The 17,631-nt window shown below is 65.4% G+C and carries 17 protein-coding genes; 8 read left to right on the plus strand and 9 right to left on the minus strand.

The window, feature by feature from the left end; all coding sequences use genetic code 11:
• Position 1 precedes the first annotated feature (1 nt).
• From ASD71_RS18855 to argE, 6 genes are all read right to left on the minus strand, one after another.
• Positions 2-1,009, minus strand: coding sequence for a tripartite tricarboxylate transporter substrate binding protein (locus ASD71_RS18855; protein ID WP_056568097.1), 1,008 nt, complete (start codon positions 1,007-1,009; stop codon positions 2-4).
• Between the two features lie 300 nt (positions 1,010-1,309).
• A complete protein-coding gene (locus ASD71_RS18860) occupies positions 1,310-1,858 on the minus strand; it encodes an acyloxyacyl hydrolase (RefSeq protein WP_056568100.1) in 549 nt (182 codons plus the stop codon).
• A 281-nt stretch (positions 1,859-2,139) separates the two neighbouring features.
• Entirely contained in the window at positions 2,140-3,015 is an 876-nt protein-coding gene (accD, locus tag ASD71_RS18865; protein ID WP_056568103.1) for an acetyl-CoA carboxylase, carboxyltransferase subunit beta, read from the minus strand.
• A gap of 37 nt (positions 3,016-3,052) precedes the next feature.
• The gene (trpA, locus tag ASD71_RS18870) at positions 3,053-3,916 is read right to left on the minus strand and encodes a tryptophan synthase subunit alpha (RefSeq protein ID WP_056568106.1); all 864 of its coding nucleotides are present in this window, start codon (positions 3,914-3,916) and stop codon (positions 3,053-3,055) included.
• A 2-nt stretch (positions 3,917-3,918) separates the two neighbouring features.
• Positions 3,919-5,118: a tryptophan synthase subunit beta gene (trpB, locus tag ASD71_RS18875; protein ID WP_056569454.1), complete on the minus strand. Its 1,200-nt coding sequence runs from the start codon at positions 5,116-5,118 to the stop codon at positions 3,919-3,921.
• Between the two features lie 120 nt (positions 5,119-5,238).
• A complete protein-coding gene (gene argE, locus ASD71_RS18880) occupies positions 5,239-6,390 on the minus strand; it encodes an acetylornithine deacetylase (RefSeq protein ID WP_056568109.1) in 1,152 nt (383 codons plus the stop codon).
• 159 nt (positions 6,391-6,549) lie between these two features.
• Here argE and ASD71_RS18885 point away from each other — a divergent pair, with 159 nt between their 5' ends.
• Positions 6,550-7,863: an MFS transporter gene (locus tag ASD71_RS18885; protein WP_056568112.1), complete on the plus strand. Its 1,314-nt coding sequence runs from the start codon at positions 6,550-6,552 to the stop codon at positions 7,861-7,863.
• Between the two features lie 96 nt (positions 7,864-7,959).
• On the opposite strand, the gene ASD71_RS18890 is transcribed toward ASD71_RS18885, so the two are convergent.
• Positions 7,960-10,239 (minus strand): bifunctional (p)ppGpp synthetase/guanosine-3',5'-bis(diphosphate) 3'-pyrophosphohydrolase, encoded by a 2,280-nt coding sequence (locus ASD71_RS18890; protein ID WP_056568114.1) that lies wholly within the window; start codon positions 10,237-10,239, stop codon positions 7,960-7,962.
• A gap of 108 nt (positions 10,240-10,347) precedes the next feature.
• Between ASD71_RS18890 and ASD71_RS18895 the strand changes: the two genes are divergently transcribed.
• Positions 10,348-11,181 carry a zinc-dependent peptidase gene (locus tag ASD71_RS18895; RefSeq protein ID WP_056568117.1) on the plus strand — a complete coding sequence of 278 codons (834 nt, stop codon included), beginning with the start codon at positions 10,348-10,350 and terminating at the stop codon, positions 11,179-11,181.
• Positions 11,178-11,687: a flavodoxin gene (locus tag ASD71_RS18900; protein ID WP_056568119.1), complete on the plus strand. Its 510-nt coding sequence runs from the start codon at positions 11,178-11,180 to the stop codon at positions 11,685-11,687. The genes ASD71_RS18895 and ASD71_RS18900 overlap by 4 nt, the downstream gene beginning before the upstream one ends.
• A 66-nt stretch (positions 11,688-11,753) precedes the next feature.
• On the opposite strand, the gene ASD71_RS18905 is transcribed toward ASD71_RS18900, so the two are convergent.
• Both ASD71_RS18905 and pncB read right to left on the minus strand, forming a co-directional pair.
• Positions 11,754-12,104 (minus strand): RidA family protein, encoded by a 351-nt coding sequence (locus tag ASD71_RS18905; RefSeq protein ID WP_056321843.1) that lies wholly within the window; start codon positions 12,102-12,104, stop codon positions 11,754-11,756.
• Positions 12,105-12,176: 72 nt separating this feature from the next.
• On the minus strand, positions 12,177-13,352 hold the full coding sequence (pncB, locus tag ASD71_RS18910; protein ID WP_056569457.1) for a nicotinate phosphoribosyltransferase: 1,176 nt from the start codon (positions 13,350-13,352) through the stop codon (positions 12,177-12,179).
• Positions 13,353-13,509: 157 nt separating this feature from the next.
• Here pncB and fdxA point away from each other — a divergent pair, with 157 nt between their 5' ends.
• From fdxA to nth, 5 genes are all read left to right on the plus strand, one after another.
• Complete coding sequence (gene fdxA, locus ASD71_RS18915; RefSeq protein ID WP_006389264.1) at positions 13,510-13,833, plus strand: ferredoxin FdxA; 324 nt, start codon at positions 13,510-13,512, stop codon at positions 13,831-13,833.
• Between the two features lie 50 nt (positions 13,834-13,883).
• Entirely contained in the window at positions 13,884-14,684 is an 801-nt protein-coding gene (locus ASD71_RS18920; protein ID WP_056568122.1) for a ferredoxin--NADP reductase, read from the plus strand.
• A gap of 212 nt (positions 14,685-14,896) precedes the next feature.
• Entirely contained in the window at positions 14,897-16,123 is a 1,227-nt protein-coding gene (locus ASD71_RS18925) for a polyhydroxyalkanoate depolymerase (protein WP_056568124.1), read from the plus strand.
• 78 nt (positions 16,124-16,201) lie between these two features.
• A complete protein-coding gene (gene rsxB / locus ASD71_RS18930) occupies positions 16,202-16,846 on the plus strand; it encodes an electron transport complex subunit RsxB (RefSeq protein ID WP_056568127.1) in 645 nt (214 codons plus the stop codon).
• A complete protein-coding gene (gene nth / locus ASD71_RS18935; RefSeq protein ID WP_056568129.1) occupies positions 16,843-17,478 on the plus strand; it encodes an endonuclease III in 636 nt (211 codons plus the stop codon). Before rsxB ends, nth begins: the two co-directional genes overlap by 4 nt.
• Positions 17,479-17,631 lie beyond the last annotated feature (153 nt).

Here is a 17,631-nt window from a genome sequence, read left to right on the forward strand (position 1 = left end):
TTCACTCCGGCTTGATGCCGATGTCGCGGATCAGCACCGACCAGCGCGGCAGTTCAGCGCCCACGAATCGGCTGAAGGCGGCTGAGTCGCTGCCGACCACCGTGAAGCCCTGCTCGCTCAGCTTGGCCTGCATGTCGTTCTGCGCCAGCGCCGTGCGGATCGAAGCGGAAAGCTTGTCGACCACGGACTTGGGCGTCTTGGCCGGCGCAAAGACGCCGTACCAGGTCGAGACCTCGAAGTCCTTGAAGCCCGATTCGGCCAGTGTCGGAATCTCGGGCGCTTTCGGATCGCGCTTCAGACTGGTGATGGCCAGCGGGCGGACCTTGCCCGAGGCAATGTGCGGCAGCGCCACCGGCAGGTTCGCGAACATGTAGGGCACATGGCCGCCCAATACGTCGGCGATGGCCGCCGACTCGCCCTTGTAGGGCACGTGCGTGACCTTCGTGCCGACCCGGTGCGCGTACAGCTCGCCGGCGATGTGCTGCGGGCCGCCCTGCCCGGACGACGCGTAGCTCAGCGCGCCGTTGCCGGCCTTGCGGATGTGCTCGGTGAGTTCGCCGACGCTCTTGACGTCAATCAGCGCCGGATTGACCACGAGGATGAGAGGCATGGTCACGACCTGCGACACCGGCTCGAAATCGGTCTCGGGCTTGAACGGCAGCGTGGGGAACAGGGACGGCGCCACGACCATGGTGGATTGCGATCCGAGAAACAGTGAATAGCCGTCGGCGGGCGAGCGCGCAACGTTGTCTGCGGCAATGGTGCCGGTGGCGCCCGCGCGATTTTCGACCACGATCTGCTGGCCCAGGCTCTCGGACATCTTGGCGCCGACCAGCCGGGCCACGATATCCGCGCCGCCGCCCGGCGCAAAACCGACGACCATGCGCAAGGGCTTGTTCGGGAACTCGTCGGCCAAGGCGGCGGACGAGACGGTGGCCAAGGCAACGGCCAGACCGGCGGCGCCGGCCATGCGCGCCATGTGGCGCACCTGCGTACAGGGGTATTTCATCTGAGTCTCCGTGTGCCGCCTGCCGGGCCTGGCCGCCATCGCCCGTGCAGCGGCGGATCGAAGCCCCGAGCGACGGCTCGTTGTGGTTTTGGGTGTCGCCAGGGCATTCTGGCCATTGCACTCAACACCAACAAGTACGTGGACACGCAGTCAAAACATAATTTTTTTGTGGTTTCAGCAGCGACGTGCATCCGTGCCATGCGCCGCGCCGGGGCGAAAAAAAACCACCCCGAAGGGTGGTTTTCAAGATCTGCGAGCAGGACGCCCGCTCAGGCGAGCGCGCCCCGCGGGTGCATGCGATCAGAACTGGTACGTATAGGTGAGCTGCACCACGTCCAGGCCCGGGTTCGGGCGCTTGATGCTGGCGTTCGAGAAGTGCGAGTAACGCACGCCGATACGGTTGTTGGGCGTGACCAGGAAGCCCACGCCGACGTGGTCGCCGAACTGGAACGCCGTGCTGATGTTTTCGTTGGCAAAGCGCGTGCTGGAGAACAGCGTGGCGCCGATACCCGCTTCGATGTAGAAGCGTTCGCCGGTCCACCAGCGGAACATCGGGATGGCGCTGAACTGCCAGACGTGACCCGGCGAGCGCGAGCCATCAGCCTGCCAGTACGACGCGCCGAATTCGGGCGTCAGGTCCAGACGCCCCCAGTTGCCGCCGAATTGATAGGTCCAGACCGAGGCAGTTTCGTAATTCAGGGTCAGGCGCTTGTAGTGGTCACCAATGCCATAGTGCAGGCTGACGCCGCCTTGGGTGCCCTCGGACGACTGGGCGCTAGCAAAGGTGGCAACCCCTGCCAAGGCAAGGCCGGCAAGGCGCGTCAGCATTTTCTTTTTCGTCGACTGCATGGGATCAACTCCATCTATTTCTGGACTAACGGGGAACCTTAGCAAAATCCGGACCAACACGCTTTGCGCATGTCGCAATATGGCAACAAACAGGCATGGAAAAGACTGTTCCGAAAATCGCGGGATTCAGGCTTGTGAAATTGCGCTAGCGGCCAGAGCAAGTCTCGTGCCCAGCCGAGTGCCGTTCGCGAAAAAAACCGCCGGAAGCGCAAGGCTGCCGGCGGCATCTTTTTTGACGCCGGCGCGGCCGTCATGCGGCAGCTCCGGCGACGACAGCAAGCTTAAGCGGTGACCACGTCGGCCGGCTGGTTGTTCAGCAGCGCGAGCAGGCGGGCGATTTCCTCGCGCAGCTGGCGGCGGTCGACGACCATGTCGATCGCGCCCTTCTGCAGCAGGAACTCCGCGCGCTGGAAGCCTTCGGGCAGCTTTTCACGCACGGTCTGTTCGATCACGCGCGGACCCGCAAAGCCGATCAGGGCCTTGGGCTCGGCAATGACCACGTCGCCCATGAAGGCAAAGCTGGCCGAGACGCCGCCCATGGTGGGATCGGTCAGCACGCTGATGAACGGCAGGCCGGCGGCCGACAGGCGGGTCAGCATGGCGTTGGTCTTGGCCATCTGCATGAGCGACAGCAGGCTTTCCTGCATGCGCGCGCCGCCCGAGGCGGCAACGCAGATGAACGGGGTTTTGTTGTCCAAGGCCGCTTGGGCGCCGCGCGCAAAGCGCTCGCCCACCACCGAGCCCATCGAGCCGCCCATGAATTCGAATTCGAAGCAGGCCAGCGTGGCGGGCACGCCGCGGATCGAGCCGCTCATGACGACCAGCGCGTCGCTTTCTCCCGTGGCCTTGACGGCCTCTTGCAGACGCTCGGGGTACTTGCGCGTGTCCTTGAATTTCAGGGTGTCGACCGAACGCGTGTTCTGGCCGATTTCGACGCGGCCTTCCATGTCCAGCAGTGAATCGATCCGGGCGCGAGCCCCGATCCGCATGTGGTGGTCGCACTTGGGGCAGACGTGAAGATTGGCTGCCAGGTCTTCGCTATACAGCACCGATTCGCACGACGGGCATTTCACCCAAAGGCCTTCGGGGACGCGGCGGGCGCCGCTGTCGCTGGTTTTGTTGATGCGAGGCGGCAGGAGTTTATCGATCCAGCTCATTGAGTATTCATCCCGTTTGAGATCGCGACCCGGCCGCTCAGGCCGACGCGTTCTCTCGTTTTACTTGATCCAGCGCCTGCCGGATGGTGCGCAGCCAGCCGCTGGCGGCGGCGACTGCGGCGTCGGTTTGCTGGGCAGCCGGTGCGTTGGCGACCGCCTGCTCCATGGTTTCAATCAGTTTGCTGCCGATGACCACCGCATCGGCGGCGCGCGCCACGCGCTGGGCACTTTCGGCGTCGCGGATGCCGAATCCCACGCCCACCGGGATGTCTCGCACGTGGCGGCGAATGACGGCCACGCGGTCGGCGACGTCGTCGGTGTTCAGCGAGCCAGCTCCCGTCACGCCCTTGAGCGACACGTAGTACACATAGCCGCGCGCAACGGCCGCGACGGCCTTCATGCGGTCTTCGGTGGAAGTGGGCGCCAACAGGAAGATGGGCGCAATGCCGTGTTCGCCCAGGGTGGCGGCGAACTCGATGACTTCTTCGGGCGGATAGTCGACGACCAGCACGCCGTCCACGCCGGCCTGCGCGGCGCGGCTGGCGAATTCGGCCTGGCCCATGCGTTCGATGGGATTGGCGTAGCCCATCAGGACCACGGGCGTCGCGGTGTCACGCTGGCGGAAGTCGGCCACCAGCTCAAGCACGCGGGCCAGACCCACGCCTTGCGCGATGGCGCGGTCTGCGGCGCGCTGGATGACCGGGCCGTCGGCCATGGGGTCCGAGAACGGCACGCCCAGTTCGATGACGTCGGCGCCGGCGTCAACCAGCGCATGCATCAGCGGCACCGTGGCGGCGGGGGAAGGATCGCCGGCGGCGATGTAGGGAATCAGGGCCGCGGCGCGGCCGGATTCTGCGGTGCGCGCGAAAGCCGCGGCAATGCGATCGGTGCGGGTTGTCATGTTCAGAGCTCGATACCGGCGCGTTCGGCGACGGTGTGCATGTCCTTGTCGCCCCGGCCAGACAGGTTGACCAGGATGACGGCGTCACGCGGCAGCGTGGCGGCCATCTTGACGGCCTGGGCGATGGCGTGCGACGACTCCAGCGCGGGCATGATGCCTTCGATGCGGCAGCAGTCGTGGAAGGCTTTCAGGGCTTCGTCGTCGGTGATGCCGACGTACTCGGCACGGGCAGAATCCTTGAGCCACGCGTGTTCCGGACCTACGCCGGGATAGTCCAGGCCGGCCGAGACGGAGTGCGTTTCCTGGACCTGGCCGTCGGCGTTCTGCATGACGTAGGTGCGGTTGCCGTGCAGCACGCCCACCTGCCCTGCGGCCAGCGATGCGGCGTGCTTGCCGCTGTCCATGCCCTCGCCCGCCGCCTCGACGCCGATCAGGCGCACGTTTTCGTAGGGAATATAGGGATGGAAGATGCCCATGGCATTGGAGCCGCCGCCCACCGCCGCCACGACGTAGTCGGGCTGGCGGCCGATGGCCTCGGGCATCTGCGTCAGGCATTCGTTGCCGATGACGGTCTGGAAGTCGCGCACCATGCGGGGATAGGGATCGGGACCCGCTACCGTGCCGATGATGTAGAACGTGTTTTCGATGTTGGTGACCCAGTCGCGCATGGCTTCGTTCAGCGCGTCCTTCAGGGTGCGCGAACCGGAGTTCACGGGCACCACCGTGGCGCCCAGGAGCTTCATGCGGTAGACGTTGGAGGCCTGGCGGCGCACGTCTTCGCTGCCCATGTACACCACGCATTCCATGCCGTAGCGGGCCGCGACCGTGGCGGTGGCCACGCCGTGCTGGCCCGCGCCGGTTTCGGCGATGACGCGCGGCTTGCCCATGCGCTTGGCCAGGAGGGCTTGGCCAATGCAGTTGTTGACCTTGTGCGCGCCGGTGTGGTTCAGGTCTTCGCGCTTGAACCAGATCTGGGCGCCGCCCACGAGTTCCGACCAGCGCCGGGCATGGTAGACCGGGCTGGGCCGGCCCACAAAATGCTTGAGCTCGTAGTTGAACTCTTCCAGGAAGGCGGGATCGACCCGGTAACGGTCGTAGGACGCCCGCAGCTCGTCGAGCGCGTGCATCAGCGTTTCCGCCACGAAAACACCGCCATAAGGCCCGAAATGGCCCTTGGCATCCGGAAAGTCGTAAGGTTTCACCAAAGCATCTCCCCCGGGATCGCGGCAGGCCACTGCCGGCCGCAAATCCGGTTTGCAACCCGTCATTTTACCTGACGCGGACGGCACCGGCGCGCCGCCCGCCCTCGGACTTCCCGCTGGTCAGAGGGACTGGCCCATGCGGCGCAGGAAGGTTTCGCACGCGGCGAGCTGGTCCAGGGCCACGTATTCGTCGGGCTTGTGGGCCTGTTCGATGTGGCCGGGGCCGCAGACCACCGTGGGGATGCCGATGCCCTGGAAGAGCCCGGCTTCGGTGCCGTAGGCGACCTTGCGCGTGGCGCGGTCTTCGGTCAGGGCGCGCACGAGCTGGGTGATGGCGGCTTCTTCGGAGGCCTCCAGGGCGGGCGCGGCGGCGCCGGTCTCGATTTCGATGGTGGCGCCGTCGAATTCGGCTTTCATCTTGGGCAGGAGCTCTTCACGCACGTATTTTTCGACTTCGGCCTGGATGTCGTCGGGACGCATGCCCGGCAGATTGCGGAATTCGTAGGTGAATTCGCACAGCTCGGGGATGGTGTTGACCGCGATGCCGCCCCGGATCTGGTTGGTCGTCATCGTGGAGAACGGGACGTCGTAGAACTGGTCGTAGGGACCGTTGGCCTTGAAGCTGTCGGCCAGGTCGCGGATGCGGCAGATCAGGCGGGCGGCGTATTCAATGGCGTTGCAGCCGCGCGGCGTGAGCGACGAGTGGGCCGCCTTGCCGTGCACCTTGCAGCGGAAGAGATTGATCCCCTTGTGGGCCACCACCACCTGCATGCCGGTGGGTTCGCCCACCACGCAGCCCTCTGGGCGGATGCCGCGTTCGTGCAGGTCGGCCAGCATGTACGGCGCGCCCGCGCAGCCGACTTCCTCGTCGTAGGAGAACGCCAGGTGGATGGGCTTCTTGCGCGGCATGGCCATGAATTCGGGGACCAGCGCCAGCGATCCGGCGATGAAGCCCTTCATGTCGCAGGCGCCGCGGCCATAGAGCAGGCCGTCTTTTTCGATGAGTTTGAACGGGTCCGAGCTCCAGTCCTGACCGTCCACCGGCACCACATCGGTGTGGCCCGACAGGACGATGCCGCCCTGCTGGTTGCCGTCTTGCGCGGGCAGCGTGGCGAACAGGTTGGCCTTGGTGCGCTCGGGGTTGTGCGCCAGCCACGCCTCGACGCCCTGACCCTTGAGCCAGTCACGGACGGTTTCGATCAGGGCAAGATTGGAATTGCGGCTGGTGGTGTCAAAGCCAACCAGCGTTTCCAGCCAGGTGCGCGCGTTCATGTCACTACTCTCGTGGGGAAAAGACGCAGTGTAAAGCCAGGCAGGGGCGGCGTGTCGGACGGGCCTGCCGCGAACGTGTTTCAGACGGCCGGCCGGACGCCCGATGCGGCAAAGCGCCTAGAATGTCGCCCGGAAATTAAAAGTCCCCAAGGAGATCCCGTGCAGCACAAAGCAGTCCCCACACGCAACATCGTGGCAGCGGTAATCGGCAACGCGCTCGAATGGTATGACTTCCTGGTGTTCGCGTTCATGACGCCGATCATCGCCAAACTGTTCTTTCCCACCGACCCCAGCGTCCCCGGCAGCGAACTGAACGCCATCCTCATGACCACCGCCATCTTCGGCGTGGGCTTCTTCATGCGCCCGGTGGGCGGCATCATCCTGGGCCTGTACGGCGACCGCAAGGGCCGCAAGGCCGCCATGGTGCTGGTGACCTCGCTGATGGCCGTATCCATCGCGCTGATCACCGTCGCGCCGACGTACCACGCGGCCGGCATCCTGGCCCCGATCTTCATCCTGATCGCGCGCCTCTTGCAAGGCTTCTCGGCGGGCGGCGAATTCGGCACGTCGACGGCGCTGCTGATCGAAATGGCGCCCAACGGCAAGCGCGGCTTCTACGGCTCGTGGCAGATGGCGGGCCAGATGCTGGCCCTGTTGATCGGCGCGGCCTGCGGCACGCTCATCACCGAGTTCTTCACCGAGCAGCAGATTGCCGACTGGGCATGGCGCCTGCCGTTCGCCTTCGGCCTGGTGATTGTGCCGATCGCCATCTATATCCGCCGCAACGTCGACGAAACGGACGCCTTCAAGCAGATGAAGGAAGCCGACCGTCAGGCCGCCGAACGCGGCGAGGTCAAGCGCCTGTCGCTGGGCCAGATGCTGCGCACCCACACGCGCGAGACGCTGATCGGCGTGGGCCTCGTGGTGACGGCCACCGTGTCGATCTACATCACCTTCACGTATCTGGTCACGTATTCGACCAAGGTGCTGATGCTGCCGCTGAACCACACGTTCCTGGTGCAGATGGCCGGCGCGGCGCTGATGGTGGTGCTGACCCCGTTCATGGGCGCCTGGTCCGACCGCGTCGGCCGCCGTCCCCTGGTGATCGGCTCCTTGATCGGCTACCTGATCGTGCTGTACCCGCTGTATTTCTGGCTGTCGGACGCGCCTTCGATCGGCCGCCTGCTGACCGTGCAGATCGTGGTCTGCATTTTCGTGTCGGCGTTCTTCGGCGTGTTCAGCACGGTGATGGCCGAGCTGTTCCCGGCGCGCGTGCGTTCCGTGGGCCTGTCGCTGGCCTATAACGTGGCGGTGATGATCTTCGGCGGATTCGCGCAGTTCATCGTGACCTGGCTGATCAAGACCACGGGCTCACCCATGGCGCCGGCCTACTACGTGATGTTTGGCGTGGCGCTGGGCCTGGTTGCCGCGTTCTACATGCGTGATCGTGCGCATGAAGCGCTGGAGCACTGAGGCCTGAACCGCCTCGCGCCGCTGCCTGGCCCTCGCGCCAGCGGCGGCCAGTGCGAAGACTTATCCGGCAGCGGTTCCCGCTGCCGGAGGCTGCGCCTAGCGGCGCATCGCCGACGACACGCCCTGCACCTCGGCCAGGGCGTCCAGCGCGCGGGACAGCGATTCGCCGCCGCGCACTTCCACCGTGAACACCATGTGGGCCAGCGACTGCTTGCTCTGCGTGTTCACGCCCACGACATTCAGGCGCAGGCGCGCAAACACTTCCGACAGGTCGCGCAAGAGGCCCGACCGGTCATGCGCGCGCACGCTGATGTCCACCGGATAGAAGGTGTCGGCCGTTTCGCCCCACGCCACCTCGATGACGCGTTCGGGCTCGCGCGCGGCGAGCGCCAGATAGCTGTGGCAGTCGCGGCGATGGATGGACACGCCGCGCCCCCGCGTCACGAAACCGGAGATCGCATCCGGCGGGGCCGGGCGGCAGCAACGGGCAAGTTGCGTCAGCAGCGACCCCACCCCCACCACCAGCACGCCGCTCTTGCCGCTTTTCTCGGCGCTGCCGGCGCTGGCGTGCCGCAAGGCGGCCGGCGTGGGTTCGACCGCGGGCGCCGGCTGCTGGAACACCGCGTCGATCTGGCGCAGGCTGAATTCTTCCTTGGCTGCGGCGACGTAAAGGTCGTCGGCGCGCGCAAAGCCCAGGTTCTGGGCCAGCTGTTCCAGGTTGATGGCCGTCTTGCCCAGACGCTGCAATTCCTTTTCGACGAGCGCCTGCCCCTGTGTGATGCGCTGCTGCAGTTCAATCGCGTTGAACCACATGCGCACCTTGGCGCGAGCACGCGGGCTGGCCAGAAAGCCGAGCTGGGGATTGAGCCAGTCGCGCGACGGGCCGCCGGACTTGGCGGAGATGATCTCCACGGTCTGGCCGGTGGACAGATGCGTCTGCAGCGGCACCATCTGCCCATCGACGCGCGCGCCGCGGCAGCGGTGGCCCAGGTCGGTATGCAGGTGATAGGCGAAATCCACCGGCGTCGCGCCGGCGGGCAGTTCAATCACGCGCGCCTGAGGCGTCAGCACGTAGATGCGTTCGTCGGTATGCGCCGGCGCCGTCACCGCGCCGCGGCTCTTGCCCGCGGCGGCCCGGCCCGTGGCGGGCTTGGCGGGTTCGGGCGGCGTGTCTTCGCCACCCTCGACATCGGTGTTCCAGGCCAGCAGCTGGCGCATCCAGGCGAGCTGCCGGTCGTATTCGCTGGACGCGGCGACCTGTCCGCCCTTGGCGCCCGCTTCCTTGTAGCGCCAATGCGCGGCCATCCCGTATTCGGCGAACTGGTGCATCTCGCGCGTGCGGATCTGCACTTCGAAGGGACGGCCGTCGTCGTCGGCCACCACCGTGTGCAGCGACCGGTAGCCGTTGGGCTTGGGCCGCGAGATATAGTCGTCGAACTCGTCGGACAGCGGCGTCCACATCTCGTGCACCATGCCCAGGGCCGCGTAGCAGGCGCGCACGTCGTCGACGATGACGCGCAGCGCCCGCAGGTCATACATCTGTGAGAAATCCAGGCGCTTGACGCGCATCTTGTTCCAGATGCTGTAGATGTGCTTGGGCCGGCCGCTGACCTCGGCATCGATCCCGCTCTTGGCAAGCGCCTGCTGCAGGCGCGTGATGGCGCCCGCGATGAAGGCCTCGCGCTCGACCCGTTTTTCTTCGAGCAGGCGGGCGATGTGCTTGTACTTGTCGGGTTCGAGGAAGCGGAAGGACAGGTCTTCCATTTCCCACTTGATCTGCCAGATGCCCAGCCGGTTGGCTAGCGGCGCGTACAGGTCCAGGGTTTCGCGGGCGAAGCTGGGTGAGCACGGCGCCTTGCTCTCGGCGTGCCAGCGCAACGTGCGCAGCCGGGACGCCAGGCGCATCAGCACGATGCGCAGGTCGGCCGCCATGGCCAGCAGCATCTTGCGCTGCATTTCCTTTTGCGAACCGCTTTCGGCCGAGGCATCGCTGGCCTGCCGGGCCACCACGCCCAGGCGCAGCAGCGCATAGGCGCCCTGCACCAGGCGCGCGATTTCCGCGCCGAAGGCAACGGCGACGGGATCGTTGCGCAACGAAGGCGCGGGGGCCATCAGGTCGGTGGGCAGCGCGGCCAGGAGGGCGGCGGCGCGCGTGGCGGCATCGGTGTGCATCGCCGCCAGGATGCGGACGACACCGGCGGCGTGTCCGGCCAGCGGCTCGCCTGTCAGGGCGTTCTGGCCTTGGAAGCGTGGTTCGGCCCAGCAGGCAACCCGGTCCAGCAATGCCAGGCCCTCGGCATCCAGGCCCGCCCCGGCCTCCTGCCGCCAGGAAGCGTCAAATGGCGAAGGCGCATCGGGAACGGACGGGGCGGACATGACGGGGCGTAGCGCAGGTATCGGGTTGAATATTTCGACACTCTACACTAGGGTTCAGTCACCCTGAACACACTGCCGCATCCCGGCATATGGAAGGAACCAAAGCTTATGTTGCGCTGGCTGAAGGGCCGCGGCGCCCGCCCGTCCGAAGTCGCCGAGATGCAGGCCCGCATCCCGCCCGAACTCTGGCGGCAGGTGCTGGACACCTACCCGTTTCTGGCGGCGCTGACCGAAGGCGAAGCCACCCAATTGCAGGCGCGCGCCGCCTGGCTGCTCGCCAGCAAGACGATCAATGGCGCGCAGGGCCTGGAGGTCTCGGATTTCATGCGGCTGTCCATCGCCGCGCAGGCCTGCCTGCCCATCCTGAATCTCACGCCCGAGCTGTATGAGGGCTGGGACGAGATCATCGTGTATCCCGCCAGCTTCCGCATCCCCCGGACGCGCGAGGATGAGGACGGTGTGGTCCACGAGTACATCGAGGACGCTGCGGGGGAAGCCTGGGAAGGCGGGCCGCTGGTCCTGTCCTGGGAAGACACGCAGCTGTCCGAGGGCGGATTCAACGTGGTGATCCACGAATTCGCCCACAAACTGGACCTGCGATCAGGGTTTGCGGACGGCATGCCGTCGCTGTCGGCGCATCCCGAGATCAAGCCGCGTGCGTGGCGCCAGGTGCTGGACGACAGCCTGGACCGCTTCATCGCGGCGGTCGACGCCGTGGAGGCGGCGATTCCGCGCGACGTGGATCCCGAAAGCGAGGAAGCGGACGCCTGGTACGGGCAATTGCCGATGGATCCCTACGCCGCCACGGACGAAGGCGAGTTCTTCGCGGTCAGCTCCGAACACTTCTTCGTGGACCCCTACCCCATGCAGCAGGCCCTGCCCGAGTGGTATGCGATGCTGCGGGCCTATTACCGGCAGGATCCGCTGGAGCGGTACGCATGAAGCAGTTGCTGATCGTCTGGCATTCGCGCACCGGCGCGGCGCAGCAGATGGCGCAGGCCGCGGCGCGCGGCGCGGCCTCGGCGGCCGCTGCCCTGGAGCAGCCGGACGATCTGCGCATCGAGATGCTTCGCGCGCAGGATGCCGGCGCCGACGCCTTGCTGGCCAGCCAGGGGTTTCTCTTCTGCGCCCCCGAGAACCTCGCCAGCCTGAGCGGCGAGATGAAGGAATTCTTCGACCGCAATTACTACGCGGTGCTGGACCGCATCCAGGGACTGCCCTACGCCGCCCTGATCAGCGCGGGCAGCGACGGCTCGGGCGCGGCCCGGCAGGTCGATCGCATTTGCACGGGCTGGCGGCTGTCGGCGGTGGCGCCGGCCGTCATCGTGAATATGGGCGCGCAGACGGCGGCGCAGATTCTGGCGGCCAAGACGGTGCCGGCTGCTGAACTGGCGCGGTGCGAGGAACTGGGCGGCCTGCTGGCGGGGATGATGCTGATGGGCGCGTAAAAAAACCCTCGGCTCACGCCAGAGGGTTTTTTCGCAAGGCCTGCCGGAGCCGGCCCTGATCGCGCATCAGAGCGCGGCCGTCACCACGATCTCGACCTTGTAGTCGGGGTTGGCGAGGCGGGCTTCGACGGTGGCGCGGGGGGGCGAGTTGCCGTCGGCGACCCATGCGTCCCAGGCCTTGTTCATGCCGTCGAATTCCTTCATGTTGGCCACGTAGATCTGGGCCATCAGGATCTTGGTCTTGTCGGTGCCGGCTTCGGCCAGCAGGCGATCGATCGTTGCGAGCACTTGCTCGGTCTGGCCGGTGATGTCCAGCGTGGCATCGTCCGGCACCTGGCCTGCCAGGTAGGCCACGCCGTTGTAAACGGCCATGTCCGACAGGCGCTTGGTCACGTGAAAGCGCTTGATGCTGCTCATGAGAATTCCCCTAGAGTCGAGTGGTTTGGGTGGAACTGGGCAAGGCTGCCCGCGTGCGGCGCGCGAGCGTCGTCAGGCGGGCGGCAATTGGAAAACCTGGCGCAGATAGGCCAGGTAGGCGGGATCGTCGCACATCGTCTTCTCGGGCGCATCCGACACCTTGGCGACCGGCTGACCGTTGCAGCGGACCATCTTCATGACGATCTGCAGCGGTTCGTGGCCGAGGTCGTTGGTGAGATTGGTGCCGATGCCGAAGGACACCTTGCAGCGGCCCGAGAACTGGCGCGCCAGCTCGATGGCGCGCGGAAAGGTCAGCGAATCCGAGAACACCAGGGTCTTGGCGCGCGGATCCACGCGGTTCTTGCGGTAGTGCTCGAGCAGGCGCTCGCCCCAGATGAAGGGATCGCCGGAGTCGTGGCGCGCGCCGTCAAAGAGCTTGCAGAAATACATGTCGAAGTCGCGCAGGAACGCATCCATGCCGTAGACGTCGGACAGCGCGATGCCGAGGTCGCCGCGGTATTCCTTGGCCCACACTTCCAGCGCGAACACCTGCGAATCGCGCAGGCGCGGACCGAGCGCCTGGCAGGCCTGCAGGTATTCGTGGCCCATGGTGCCCAGCGGCAGCACGTCGTGCTCCTTGGCGAGCAGCACGTTGCTGGAGCCCGCGAAATGCGGACCCATCTCGGCTTTCAGGGTGGTGACGATTTCTTCGTGCCAGGCCTTGGAGAAGCGGCGCCGCGTGCCATATTCGGCCACGCGGAAGTCGGCCAGCGCGGGATCGTCCAGCACGAGGTGCATCTTGGACTGCAGGCGCTTGCGGCCTTCTTCCCAGTCCGGATGCTTGCGCGTGTTGCGGAAATAGACCTCGTTGACGATGGCCAGCACGGGGATTTCGAAAAGGATCGTGTGCAGCCACGGGCCCTTGACCTCGATGCTGATCTCGCCGGGTCCCTCGCCTTCGCTGATGTGGATGCAGCGCTCCGGCATGTGGAACAGACGCAGGAAATCAACGAAGTCGCTTTTGATAAAGCGCAACCCGCCCAGATATTTAAGTTCGTCGTCCGTGAAGCGCAACTGGCACAGCTGATGCACTTCGTGGCGGATTTCGTCCATATAAGGGCGCAAATCCACGCCCTTCGTACGGCATTTGTACCGGTACTCGACCTGGGCAGCGGGGAAATGATGCAGCACCACTTGCATCATGCTGAATTTATACAGGTCGGTGTCGAGCAGCGAAGTAATAATCATGATTGCGCGTTTCGTTTCGCGACACCATAGCACGAAGAACAGGGCCTTCGGCACGATGGGCCACGCTGTCAATACGGGTATTGCCGACACATCCGCGCGGCATTGGGTAAAATCCGCCCATTAAGACACATCTGCCGCCGAGCCCCGGAGTTCCTGAATGACCCACGTAGTCACCGAAAACTGTATCAAGTGCAAGTACACCGATTGCGTAGACGTGTGCCCGGTGGACTGTTTTCGTGAGGGTCCGAACTTCCTCGTGATCGACCCAGACGAATGTATCGATTGCGCGGTCTGCATCCCTGAATGCCCCGCCAACGCGATCTACGCCGAAGAAGACGTGCCACAGGACCAACTCAATTTCATCGCGCTGAACGCCGAACTCTCTCCGGAATTCGCCAGCATCAGCCGTGCCAAGAAGCCCCTGCCCGACGCCGACGAATGGAACGGCAAGCAGGACAAGCTGCAATACCTGGAAAAGTAATCCACGGGCGCCGGCCGCAAACCGAACCGGCGCTTTCGTGCGATGTCCCGATGACCGACGACTCCAAATACACGCGCCAGACCATCACCAGCGTCCACACCTGGGTGCCGGACAAACTGTTCTCCGTGCGCGTGTCACGGGACGAGGCCTTCACCTTCCTGCCGGGACAGTTTGCCCGGGTCGGCCTGCCTGGCGCCGAAGACCCCGACGGTCCGCCCACCCTCTGGCGCGCCTACTCCATGGTCTCGGCCCCGCATGAGCCGGGCCTGGAGTTCTATTCCATCGTCGTTCCCGAAGGCCTGTTCAGCCCGCGCATGGCGCGTCTGCAGCCGGGCGATGCGCTGTATGTGGAAAAGACCCCCTACGGCTTCCTGACGCTGGAGCGCTTTGCACCCGGCGGCGACCTGTGGCTGCTTGCCTCGGGCACCGGCCTGTCGGCCTATCTGTCCATCCTGCGTGACCCCGCCGTCTGGCGCGCCTATAACCGCATCATCCTGGTGCACGGCGTGCGCACCGCGGCCGAGCTTGCCTACCGCGACGAAATCGACGCCTGGCGCCGCGATCCGGCCCTGGCCGAGGAGTTTGCCGCAGACCCGGGCAAGCTCGTCTACCTGCCCATCGCCACCCGCGAAACCGTGCCCGGCATGCCGCAAGCGCGCATCACCACGCTGATCGCCGACGGCGGCCTTGAACAATTGGCCGGGCGCCCGCTGGATCCTGAGACCGCCAAGGTCATGCTCTGCGGCAACCCCGCCATGTTGGCGGAGGCACGCAAATTGCTGGGTGAGCGTGGGTTCAAGCCCGGCCGCCGCGGCATTCCGGGCAACCTGGCAGTAGAAAACTACTGGTGATCCGCCACGCTGTGGCGTAGTGCATAAATCCTCCGTTTGGCATCACCGCGGGGCATAAAAGCGGCCCTAAACTGGTGCGAAACACATGACGGGTCGCTTTTTAGCAACATAAACCGGCAGTTTGCCGGCCATTCTTCAGGCTGATTGGGAATATCGTTACGCCCCGGAGCAATAATCGGGGCACACGCTCGACCCAGAAGGACTTCCCCGAAATGCTGTACCAATTGCACGAAATGCAGCGCGCTTTCCTGACTCCGTTCGCTGCATTCACGGATGCCGGTTCTCAGCTGTTCTCCAGCCCCTACAGCCCGCTCGCCTACACCCCGATTTCCCGCCAGATGGCTGCCGGGTACGAGCTGATGACCCGTATCGGCAAGGAATACCAGAAGCCCGCCTGGAATCTTCCCTCCACCCAGATCGCCGGCAAGTCCGTCCGCGTGATCGAAGCCGTGGCCCTGGACAAGCCGTTCTGCCGCCTGGTGCATTTCCAGCGCGACGTGCGGCTGGCCGGCAAGAACGATCCGAAGGTCCTGCTGGTCGCCCCGCTTTCCGGGCACCACGCCACCCTACTGCGCGACACCGTGCGAGCCCTGCTGCCCCACCACGACGTCTATGTGACCGACTGGGTCGACGCGCGCATGGTGCCGCTGGCGGCCGGTCCGTTCCATCTGAACGACTACGTGCGCTATGTGCAGGACTTCATCCGCCATCTGGGCCCGGACGTGCACGTCATTTCCGTCTGCCAGCCCACGGTGCCGGTGCTGGCCGCGGTGTCGCTGATGGCGTCGGCCAACGATCCCTGCCAGCCGCGCAGCATGGTGATGATGGGCGGCCCCATCGACCCGCGCCAGTCGCCCACGCAGGTCAATCGCCTGGCCACCACCAAGCCCTATTCGTGGTTCGAGAACCAGGTGATCCACCCCGTGCCGCCCCGCTATCCGGGCGCTGGCCGCCGGGTGTATCCGGGGTTCCTGCAGCATGCGGGATTCATGGCCATGAATCCGGACCGCCACATGAAGTCGCATTACGACTTCTACCTGGATCTGCTGCGTGGCGACGACAGCGACGCCGAAGCGCATCGCCGTTTTTACGACGAATACAACGCCGTGCTGGACATGCCGGCCGAGTTCTACCTGGATACGATCCGCATGGTGTTCCAGGACTTCTCGTTGCCCAACGGCACGTGGGAAGTGGCCGGCAAGCTAGTGCGCCCGGCCGACATCAAGGACGTCGCCCTGTTCACCATCGAAGGCGAACTGGACGACATTTCCGGCCAGGGCCAGACGCGTGCCGCCATCAAGCTGTGCAAGAACATCCCGGCCGACCGCAAGTCGCATTACACCGCCCCGAACTGCGGCCACTACGGCATTTTCTCGGGCCGCCGGTGGCGCGAAATGATCTGCCCTAAAATTGCCGAGTTCATCCGGCAATCGGCTTGACGACGGCCCCGCGCCGGCCGCCGGCAGCCTGATCCGTACACCGGGGCCCAAGCGGCCCCTTTTCATTACTGGCTTTACATGTCCTGTCGCTCACTAGCCGACCGCGTTGACGCCTTGCTGCCTCAGACGCAATGCACCAAATGCGGGTACGACGGCTGCCGCCCTTACGCCGAGGCCATCGCCGAGGGCGCCGCGCCGATCAACCGCTGCCCGCCCGGCGGCGACGACGGCGTCGCGCAGTTGTCCGCATTGCTCGGTACGCCCCTCCTGCCGCTTGATCTGTCGCGTGGCGAACCCGGCCCGCTGCTGGTCGCGCGCATCGACGAATCGCATTGCATCGGCTGTACGCTGTGCATCCAGGCCTGTCCGGTCGACGCCATCATCGGCGCGAACAAGCACATGCACACCGTGCTGGACGACTGGTGCACGGGCTGCGACCTGTGCGTGGCGCCCTGTCCGGTGGACTGCATCGAGATGGTGCCCGCCGGCCGCGCGTGGACCAGCGAAGACGCCGCGATCAGCCGCCAGCGTCATCGCAACCACCAGGCGCGCGCCGAGCGTCTGGCGGCCGACAACGCGCGCCTGATGGCGCCGGAAATACCGGATGCGCCCGCCCCCGCAGCGCCCGCTTCCGAGGACGTGCAAAAGGAAGACCGCAAGCGCTCCGCCATCGAATCCGCGCTGGCCCGCGCCCGCGCCCGCCGCAATCCCCCGCAGTCATGAACGCCGCCAAACGCCGAGAGATCTTTGCCCGCCTGCATGCGGCCAACCCTACCCCCACCACCGAACTGGAATACGACACGCCATTCCAGCTGCTGATTGCCGTGCTGCTGTCGGCGCAGGCGACGGACAAGTCGGTCAACATCGCCACGCGCAAGTTCTTCCCGCAGTACGGCACGCCCGAGACGCTGGCGGCGCTGGGCGAGGAAGGGCTGGCCGATTACATCAAGACCATTGGCCTGTTTCGCACCAAGGCGAAGAATGCGATTGCCACCAGCAAGATCCTGATCGAGCAGCACGCAGGCCAGGTGCCTCAGACGCGTGAGGCGCTTGAGGCCCTGCCCGGCGTGGGCCGCAAGACGGCCAACGTGGTGCTCAACACCGCGTTCGGGCAAGCGGCGATGGCGGTGGACACGCACATATTCCGCGTCTCCAATCGCACCGGCATCGCGCCCGGAAAAAATGTGCTGGAAGTCGAGTTGAAACTGATGAAGTTCGTGCCGCAGGAGTATCTGCTGGACGCGCATCACTGGCTGATCCTGCACGGCCGCTACGTCTGCGTGGCGCGCAAACCGAAGTGCCCGCAATGCGGCATTTCGGATCTTTGCGAATTCAAGCCGAAAACCCCTGCATAAAGCCTCCGGCGTCTGCACGCGGCTGCGGATTATGCGAGCGGAAAACCGGGTTTTCCCTCGCCTATTCATGCGTGACATCTTGATGACGATCAACGCGTAATTGCTGCAACGCATTTCCATATTGGAAAGGCTTTCTCCCCATGCGAGCCAAGC

Origin of the sequence: Achromobacter sp. Root565 (assembly GCF_001427425.1) — a bacterium.
Lineage (GTDB): Bacteria > Pseudomonadota > Gammaproteobacteria > Burkholderiales > Burkholderiaceae_B > Achromobacter > Achromobacter spanius_D.